General features: G+C 73.0%; 8 protein-coding genes. 5 read left to right on the top strand and 3 right to left on the bottom strand.

Annotated elements, in window-relative coordinates:
* Positions 1-1,153: alpha/beta hydrolase (locus CCN72_RS36165; RefSeq protein ID WP_107430288.1), on the top strand; the 1,153-nt coding region annotated here is incomplete at its 5' end.
* 3 nt (positions 1,154-1,156) lie between these two features.
* Here CCN72_RS36165 and hemQ read toward each other — a convergent pair.
* Positions 1,157-1,888 (bottom strand): hydrogen peroxide-dependent heme synthase, encoded by a 732-nt coding sequence (gene hemQ / locus CCN72_RS36160; RefSeq protein WP_086812596.1) that lies wholly within the window; start codon positions 1,886-1,888, stop codon positions 1,157-1,159.
* Between the two features lie 5 nt (positions 1,889-1,893).
* The gene (gene hemG / locus CCN72_RS36155; RefSeq protein WP_086812595.1) at positions 1,894-3,348 is read right to left on the bottom strand and encodes a protoporphyrinogen oxidase; all 1,455 of its coding nucleotides are present in this window, start codon (positions 3,346-3,348) and stop codon (positions 1,894-1,896) included.
* Positions 3,349-3,437: 89 nt separating this feature from the next.
* Here hemG and CCN72_RS36150 point away from each other — a divergent pair, with 89 nt between their 5' ends.
* Positions 3,438-4,823, top strand: coding sequence for an FAD-dependent oxidoreductase (locus tag CCN72_RS36150; protein ID WP_086812594.1), 1,386 nt, complete (start codon positions 3,438-3,440; stop codon positions 4,821-4,823).
* A 75-nt stretch (positions 4,824-4,898) separates the two neighbouring features.
* A complete protein-coding gene (locus CCN72_RS36145; protein WP_086812593.1) occupies positions 4,899-5,726 on the top strand; it encodes a rhomboid family intramembrane serine protease in 828 nt (275 codons plus the stop codon).
* Positions 5,727-5,729: 3 nt separating this feature from the next.
* Here the strand turns inward: CCN72_RS36145 and hemE are convergent, their stop codons facing one another.
* The gene (gene hemE, locus CCN72_RS36140) at positions 5,730-6,797 is read right to left on the bottom strand and encodes a uroporphyrinogen decarboxylase (protein ID WP_086812592.1); all 1,068 of its coding nucleotides are present in this window, start codon (positions 6,795-6,797) and stop codon (positions 5,730-5,732) included.
* A 110-nt stretch (positions 6,798-6,907) separates the two neighbouring features.
* On the opposite strand from hemE, the gene CCN72_RS36135 reads away from it, so the two are divergent.
* Positions 6,908-7,585: a DUF3000 domain-containing protein gene (locus CCN72_RS36135; RefSeq protein WP_078967357.1), complete on the top strand. Its 678-nt coding sequence runs from the start codon at positions 6,908-6,910 to the stop codon at positions 7,583-7,585.
* 281 nt (positions 7,586-7,866) lie between these two features.
* Positions 7,867-8,299: response regulator (locus tag CCN72_RS36130; RefSeq protein ID WP_107430286.1), on the top strand; the 433-nt coding region annotated here is incomplete at its 3' end.

Below are 8,299 nucleotides of genomic sequence, written 5' to 3'. Positions count from 1 at the left end.
CCCGCGCGGGGTGGGCCGCTCCGCGCCGCTGTCCTGCGAGGACCCGAAGCAGTTCGGCAAGGCGCCCACCCTGGCGCCGTCGCGGCCCTCGGAGTCGTACAAACGCGAGCGCGTGGCGGAGGCGAAGGCGTACGCCCGCGGCTGCGCCCGGCGTTCGGGCCCCGGGCTGCGCTTCTTCACCTCCCTGAACAACGCGCGGGACCTGGACGTCCTGCGGGCCGCGCTGGGCGAGGACCGGCTGACGTTCCTGGGCGCGTCGTACGGCACGTACTACGGCTCGCTGTACGCGGCGATATTCCCCTCCCATGTCCGCCGGATGGTGCTGGACGCGGCGGTGAACCCGGATCCGGAGCAGATCTGGTACCGCGGCAACCTCGACCAGTCGGCCGCGTTCGAGAAACGCTGGGCGGATGTGCGGGACTGGATCGCCCGGCACGACGACGTGTACCGGCTCGGCGACACACCGCTGAAGGTGCAGGGGAGTTACGACACCGCCGCCGCGCGGCTGGCCCGGAGACCGGCGGGCGGGAAGGTCGGGCCTGGCCAGTTGCAGAACGCGTTCCTGACGGCCGGGTACTACGACTCCGCCTGGCCGAGCCGGGCCGCCGCCCTCTCCGCCTATCTGCACGGCGACCCGAAACCGCTGGTCGCACTGGCCGCGCCGGACCCCGCGTCGGCGGCCGCGGCGGAGAACGGCACCGCCGTGTACACCGCCGTCGAGTGCAATGACGCGCCCTGGCCCACCAGTTGGGCGGTGTGGGACCGGGACAACACCCGGCTGGCCCGCGTCGCGCCCTTCGAGACCTGGGACAACGCGTGGATGAACCTGCCCTGCGCGTACTGGCCCGCGCCCCGGCAGCGGCCCCTGGACGTGCGCACCGCGCCCGGCGCGCTGCCCCCGGTGCTGATCCTGGCGGCCGAACGGGACGCGGCCGCGCCGTACTCGGGGGCCCTGGAGATGAACCGGCGACTGACCGGCTCCCTGTTGGTGACCGAGCGCGGCGCGGGCACGCACGGCATCGGCGGCGGCCCCAACAAATGCGTCAACGGCTATCTGGACGACTATCTGCTGACGGGCCGCCTCCCGGCGCGGAACGCGTCCTGCGCGCCCCGCGCCGAACCCGTCCCCGGCCGGGGACGGACGGCGGGCTGAGCCTTACGCCAGCCCCGCCACCAGGTCCGCCACGTCCTTGCGGCGGCCCGTGTAGAACGGGACCTCCTCGCGGACGTGCATCCGGGCCTCGGAGCCGCGCAGATGGCGCATGAGGTCGACGATGCGGGACAGGTCGTTCGCCTCGAAGGCGAGGATCCACTCGTAGTCGCCCAGCGAGAACGAGGCGACCGTGTTGGCGCGCACATCCGGGTAACCGCGGGCCATCTTGCCGTGGTCGGCGAGCATCCGGCGGCGGTCCTCGTCGGGCAGCAGGTACCAGTCGTACGAGCGCACGAAGGGGTAGACGCTCACATAGTCGCGGGGCGTCTCGTCGGCGAGGAACGCCGGGATGTGCGAGCGGTTGAACTCGGCCGGGCGGTGCAGCGCCATGTTGGACCACACCGGCTCCAGCGCGCGGCCCAGCCTGGTGCGGCGGAAGAGGCTGTACGCCTCCTGGAGCTGGTCGCTGGTCTCCGCGTGCCACCAGATCATCACATCGGCGTCGGCCCGCATACCGGACAGGTCGTACGTGCCGCGGATCGTCACGTCCTTGGCGGCGAGCTGGTCGAACAGCTCCTGGACCTCGTCGGCGTAGCCCGCGCGGTCGGCCGGCAGCACGTCCTTCAGCTTGAAGACCGACCACAGGGTGTAGCGGATGACATCGTTCAGGTCCTTGGCCAGCTTGCCCTTGTTGGGGATCCTGCCGGACTCGGTGGTGGGGGCGTCGTCACTCATGGTTCCTATTCTCCTGCTCCGCCGTGAAGGCTCTGCACCGGGTGGGCCGTCAGCTCCTCGACCCCGCGCAGATCACCGGACAGCTGATCGACGGCCGCGTTCGCGCTCGCGACACACGCGGGGATGCCCACGCCGTCGTACTGCGCGCCGCAGACCGCGAGGCCCGGAAGCTTGGCGATGTGCTCGCGGATCCGGGCCACCCGTCCGTGGTGCCCGACCGGGTACTGCGGCAGTCCGTCGGTCCAGCGGGTGACCCGGGTCCCGACCGGCGCGGCCTCGATGCCGACGGCCTCGCGGAGGTCGTGCCGGGAGACCTCCACCAGGTCGGCGTCGTCCCGGCCGAGGACCGCCGTCTCGCCGTACCGCCCCACCGAGGTGCGCAGCACGACCGTGTCCGGGTCCTGTTCGGCGATCCAGCCCCACTTCTGGGAGGCGAACGTGGCGGCCTTGATGGTGCGTCCGTCGACCGGCGGCACCAGGAAGCCGCTGCCCTCGGGCAGGTCCAGGTCGGCGCGCCGGTAGGCGAGGGTGATCAGGGCCATCGAGGCGTACTCGACGGCGGCCAGTTCGGCGGCGGCCGCCGGGGACTCGGCGCGCAGCAGCCGGGCGGCGGCCGGGGCGGGTACGGCGACCACCACGGCGTCGGCGTGCAGTTGCCGCCCGGCCGCGGTGATCCGCCAGCCGCCCGAGGGGTCCCGGCGCAGCTCGGTGACGGGGGCCTCGGTGCGGATCTCGCCGCCGCGCGCCCGGACGGACTCGGCGACCGCGAGCGGCAGGGTGCCCACGCCGCCCTCGATGCCCATGAACACGGGCCCGGACTGCTGCGCGGCCGCGGCCCTGGCCTGGATCTCGCGGACGCCCTCGGTCAGGGAGGCGTGTGCGCGGGCGGCCTGGAAGAGCTGGGGGACGGCGGAGCGCATCGAGATGCGGTACGCGTCGCCCGCGTACACCCCGCCGAGCAGGGGTTCGACGAGGCGGTCCACGACCTCGCGGCCGAGGCGCGCCGCCACGTACTCCCCCACCGCCACGTCGTCGCCGACCTCGGTGCGGGGCAGGACGGCGTCCTGTTCGATGCGGGCCAGGCCGTCCTCGGACAGGACGCCGGCGAGGGCGGCGGCGGTGCCGGGCACGCCCATCACATGGCCCTTGGGCATGGGGCGCAGCGCGCCGCGGGTCCAGATCGCGGCGCTCGCGATCGCCGGGGGCCGGAGCCGGTCGTCCAGGCCGACCTCGCGGGCGAGGGCCACGGCCTCGGGGCGGCGGGCGAGCATCGACTCGGCGCCGAGGTCGACCCGGACGCCCGCGATCTCGCCGGGCAGCAGCTTGCCGCCGACCCGCTCGGACGCTTCGAGGACCGTCACCCGCGCGCCGCGCTCCAGCAGCCGGTGGGCGGCGGCCAGACCGGCGACACCCGCTCCGATGACGACGGCGTGCCCCGAACTCGTACCCGTTGCGCTCATGGTCCCCACTCTCTCAGACCCCACTGACAGCGCTGATAGGGCCGTAGGTCCCGCGCCGCGTCGCGACCCGGACCCTCTAGCGTGTCCTCATGAGCATGCATCAGGGGCGGGAGCGGCTGGTCGTCGTCGGCGGGGACGCGGCGGGCATGTCGGCGGCGTCGCAGGCGCGGCGGCTGAAGGGGCCCGGGGAGCTGGAGATCGTGGCGTTCGAGCGCGGTCACTTCACCTCGTTCTCGGCGTGCGGCATCCCCTACTGGGTGGGCGGCGCGGTCCCCGAGCGGGACGACCTGATCGCCCGCACCCCCGAGGAGCACCGCGCCCGGGACATCGACCTGCGGCTGCGTACCGAGGTCACCGAACTCGACGTGGCGGGGCAGCGGGTCCGCGCGCGGGACCTGGAGTCCGGCACCGAGTCCTGGACGTCGTACGACAAGCTGGTGATCGCCACGGGAGCCCGTCCGGTCCGCCCGGAGCTGCCCGGCGCGGACGCCCCCGGGGTGCACGGCGTGCAGACCCTGGACGACGGGCAGGCCCTGATCGACACGCTGACCCGGGCGAAGGGCCGGCGCGCGGTGGTCGTGGGCGCCGGGTACATCGGCGTGGAGATGGCCGAGGCGCTGATCGACCGGGGCTTCGAGGTGACGGTCGTGAACCGCGGCGAGCAGCCCATGTCGACCCTCGATCCGGACATGGGCCGCCTGGTGCACCGCGCCATGGAGGGCCTCGGCATCACCATGGTGAACGGCACCGAGGTCACCGAGATCCGCACCGGCGAGGACGGCCGGGTCCGCGCGGTGGCCACCCGGCACGCCGAGTACCCGGCCGACGTGGTGGTCCTCGGTATCGGCGTCCTTCCCGAGACCGCCCTCGCGCGCGCCGCCGGGCTGCCGCTGGGCGCCCACGGCGGGCTGCTCACCGACCTGGCCATGCGGGTGCGCGGCCACCAGAACATCTGGGCGGGCGGCGACTGCGTGGAGGTGCTGAACCTGGTCTCGGGGCAGGAGCAGTACGTCCCGCTGGGCACCCACGCCAACAAGCACGGCCAGGTCATCGGCAGCAACGCGGGCGGCGGCTACGCGACCTTCCCGGGTGTGGTCGGTACGGCGGTCAGCAAGGTCTGCGACCTGGAGATCGCCCGCACCGGTCTGCGCGAGAAGGACGCGCGCCGGGTGGGCCTGGAGTTCGAGGCGGTCACCATCGAGTCGACCAGCCGGGCCGGCTACTACCCGGGTGCCTCCCCGATGACCGTCAAGATGCTCGCCGAACGCCGCACCGGACGGCTCCTCGGTGTGCAGATCGTGGGGCGGGAGGGCGCGGCCAAGCGGGTGGACATCGCGGCGGTGGCGCTGACCGCGCGGCTGACGGTGGAGCAGATGACCGCCCTGGACCTCGGCTACGCGCCGCCGTTCTCACCGGTGTGGGACCCGGTCCTGGTGGCCGCGCGCAAGGCGGCGCGGAAGGTGCGCGGGAGCTGACCGGGAGCTGACCGGCGCGCGACCGTTCGGCGGGGCCGGTCGATTGACCGCGGGCTCGCCGGGCACTACTCCTTCGTGGTCATCCCCGTCCATGACATCAATCCGGTGCGCCGCACCCCCTGGGTGACGTACGCGCTGATCGCCGCGAACGTCCTGGTGTTCCTGGCGACGCCCGGCATGCCCGGTTCCCTGACCGGTGGCGAGAACCTGGCGCAGCTGTGCCATCTGGAGGCCTTCATGGACCGCTTCGCGGCGGTCCCGAGCGAGCTGATCCACGGCCGGGTCCCGCAGCTGGTGCCGACGGGCCAGGTGGGCGTCGGCCCGCACGGCCCCGGCTGTGTGGTGGCCCCGCGCGGCTTCCACAAGTCGCCGCCACTGTCGGTGTTCACGGCGATGTTCGTGCACGGCAGCTGGCTGCACCTGCTGGGCAACATGCTGTTCCTGCTGATCTTCGGCAACAACGTCGAGGACCGGATGGGCCACATCCGCTACGTCGTCTTCTACCTCGTCTGCGGCTACGCGGCCGGATACGGCTTCGCGCTGCTGAACGCCGGTTCGGGCGACCCGCTGATCGGCGCGTCGGGCGCGATCGCCGGAGTCCTCGGCGCCTACATCGTGCTGTGGCCCAGGGCCCGGGTCTGGGTGCTGGTGCCGTTCCTGGTGTTCCTGCCGCTGCGGCTGCCGGCCTGGCTGGTGCTGGGCTTCTGGTTCGTGCTCCAGGCCGTGTACTCGTCCGGGCAGGGGGTGTCCGGCGCGGGGACGGTGGCGTACGTCGCCCATGTGATCGGCTTCCTGGTGGGCCTGCTCATCGCCCTGCCGCTGAAGCCGGGCACCCCGCCCCCGCCGGAGCCGCCCGGCCTGCTGTTCGGCAGGCGCGCGCGGCCCTCCTACCCCAACTGGTGAGCGTCAGCGGGCGCTCGCGCCGTGGACGTACTCCACCAGGCGGGTCAGCGCGTCCGGGTCGGTCTTGGGCATCACGCCGTGGCCGAGGTTGAAGACATGGCCCTCCAGACCCGCGGCGGCGTCCAGCACCTCCTGGGCCTTGGCCTCGACGACGTCCTTGCCCGCGAACAGCACGGTCGGGTCCAGGTTGCCCTGGAGCGCCTTGCCGGGGCCGACCCGGCGGACGGCCTCGTCCAGCGGGACGCGCCAGTCGACGCCGACGACGTCCGCGCCGGCCTCGCCCATCAGACCGAGCAGCTCGCCGGTGCCCACGCCGAAGTGGATGCGCGGCACGCCGTAGTCCGCGACCGCGTCGAAGACCTTGGCCGAGGCGGGCAGCACCGAGCGCCGGTAGTCGGCGGGGGCCAGGGCGCCGGCCCAGGAGTCGAACAGCTGCACCGCGGAGGCGCCGGCCTCGATCTGGACCTTCAGGAAGGCGGCCGTGATGTCGGCGAGGCGGTCGAGCAGGTCGGCCCACAGCTGGGGGTCGCCGTACATCATCGCCTTGGCGTTCTCGTACGTGCGCGACGGGCCGCCCTCGACCAGGTAGCTGGCGAGCGTGAAGGGGGCGCCCGCGAAGCCGATCAGCGGGGTGGCGCCCAGCTCGCGGGTGAGCATCCCGATGGCCTCGGTGACATACGGGACGTCCTCGGGGGTCAGGTCGCGCAGCCGGGCCAGGTCGGCGCGGGTGCGGATGGGCTGCTCGACGACCGGGCCGACGCCGGGCTTGATGTCCAGGTCGACGCCGATGGCCTTGAGCGGGACGACGATGTCGCTGTAGTAGATCGCCGCGTCCACGCCGTGCCGCCGTACCGGCTGAAGGGTGATCTCGGTGACCAGCTCGGGCCGCGCGCAGGACTCCAGCATCGGAATGCCCTCGCGCACCTTGCGGTACTCGGGCAGCGAGCGGCCGGCCTGGCGCATGAACCACACGGGGGTGTGCGGCACGGCTTCGCGCCTGCACGCCTTGAGGAAGGCGCTGTCGTACGTCGCGGTCGGCTGCTTGCCCGAAGGGGCGTCGTTGGCGGTCACGGGAAAAGTCTCGCATGCGGTGTGGACGGGCCGTGCACAGGCGGCGAGCAAGCGCACGTCGCGGGGTGTCTTGCCTGCGCAGAGGCCCGATTCCCCTTACTCTTCCCCGCATGGCTGCGGCTCACGGACACAGGTCGGAAGGCGCTGACGGATTGGGCGACGTGAAGGACACCGAGGAGGCGGACCGGCACCCGGGTGCCGCGGGTCCGCCGGCGTTCCGGGCCGCGGTCGAAGCCCTGCGCGGCTGCCGGCTGCGCCCGCAGATCGAGGTGGAGCCGACCCCCGCGCCGCAGCGGCTCGCGCCGTACGCGTACGCGCTGGAGGCGGTGGTGGTCGACGGCGAGCAGGAGCTGGCCGACGGGCGCCTGGTGCTGCTGCACGACCCGGCCGGGCACGACGCCTGGCGGGGCACGTTCCGGCTGGTGACGCTGGTGCGGGCGGAGCTGGAGCCGGAGATGGCGGCCGATCCGCTGCTGCCGGAGGTGTGCTGGTCCTGGCTGACCGGGGCGCTGGGGGCGCGCGGCCTCGGCTACGGCGAGCCGAGCGGCACCGTCACGCGCGCGAGTTCGCACTACTTCGGCGGTCTCGCCGACCGGCCCGCCGCCTCGCAGATCGAGATCCGGGCCTCCTGGACGCCGCGCGAGGGCCGCGGCGGGGTGCCGGACACGGCCGCCCATCTGATCTCCTGGTGCGATCTGCTGGCCCAGGTCGGGGGGCTGCCGCCGGCCGGTCCTGGTGACACCTCGGTGGTGACGCTGCCTCAGCGCAGGGGTCCGCAGTCCCGGTGAGTGACGGCGCGTGACGGGCGCCGTCATCCTCCGGGGCACCTTATTGACCATCTCTTTGTCGATACGGCCACATTGTGAACTCGAATCGCATCCGCTCGGACCGATTCGATCTTCGGGTGATCGAGCGCGTGTCCGAATTGCACGGATTGTTACTCACTAGATCGTGATCACTCTCTAAAGGCGGACACGTTTGCTGCCGAAGACGACTGTGACCTTGAAAGCACGGTTCGTCCCGGCTTCTTCCCCACAAGCCGGCCCCGTCCCCCCACCCAGGAGGCCTGGTGTCCGTTCTCCTTGAGCAACCCGCAAGCCTGGTCGCCTACCGCCCGAACAAGCCGACCGCCATGGTGGTCGTGGCCGACCCGCGCGTGCGTTCCACCGTCACCCGCCATCTGTGGGCGCTCGGTGTGCGCGATGTGATCGAGGCCTCGTCCATCGCGGAGGCTCGTCCCCGCATCGGCAACCCCCGCGACATCTGCGTCGCCGACGTCCATCTGCCCGACGGCTCCGGCCTGACCCTGCTCTCCGAGACCCGCGCCGCGGGCTGGCCCAACGGGCTGGCCCTCTCCGCCGCCGACGACATCGGCGCGGTGCGCAACGCCCTGGCCGGCGGGGTCAAGGGCTACGTCGTCACCGGCACCCGTACCAACATCGGGCTCCCCACCCGGCCCGGTGCCGCCCCCCTCGGCGGCGCCGGGCCGGGTGGGGAGCCCG

It is taken from the genome of Streptomyces murinus (genome assembly GCF_002154555.1).
Taxonomy (GTDB): domain Bacteria; phylum Actinomycetota; class Actinomycetes; order Streptomycetales; family Streptomycetaceae; genus Streptomyces; species Streptomyces murinus.
The sequence above is the reverse complement of the archived record's forward strand: the minus strand, read 5'-3'. Positions and strand labels throughout refer to the sequence as shown.

What these genes read in the sequence shown, in the direction of transcription:
- hemQ (WP_086812596.1), bottom strand. Translation starts at nt 1,888, where the DNA reads ATGAGTGACGACGCCCCCACCACCGAGTCCGGCAGGATCCCCAACAAG.
- hemG (WP_086812595.1), bottom strand. Translation starts at nt 3,348, where the DNA reads ATGAGCGCAACGGGTACGAGTTCGGGGCACGCCGTCGTCATCGGAGCG.
- CCN72_RS36135 (WP_078967357.1), top strand. Translation starts at nt 6,908, where the DNA reads ATGGCTGCGGCTCACGGACACAGGTCGGAAGGCGCTGACGGATTGGGC.
- CCN72_RS36150 (WP_086812594.1), top strand. Translation starts at nt 3,438, where the DNA reads ATGAGCATGCATCAGGGGCGGGAGCGGCTGGTCGTCGTCGGCGGGGAC.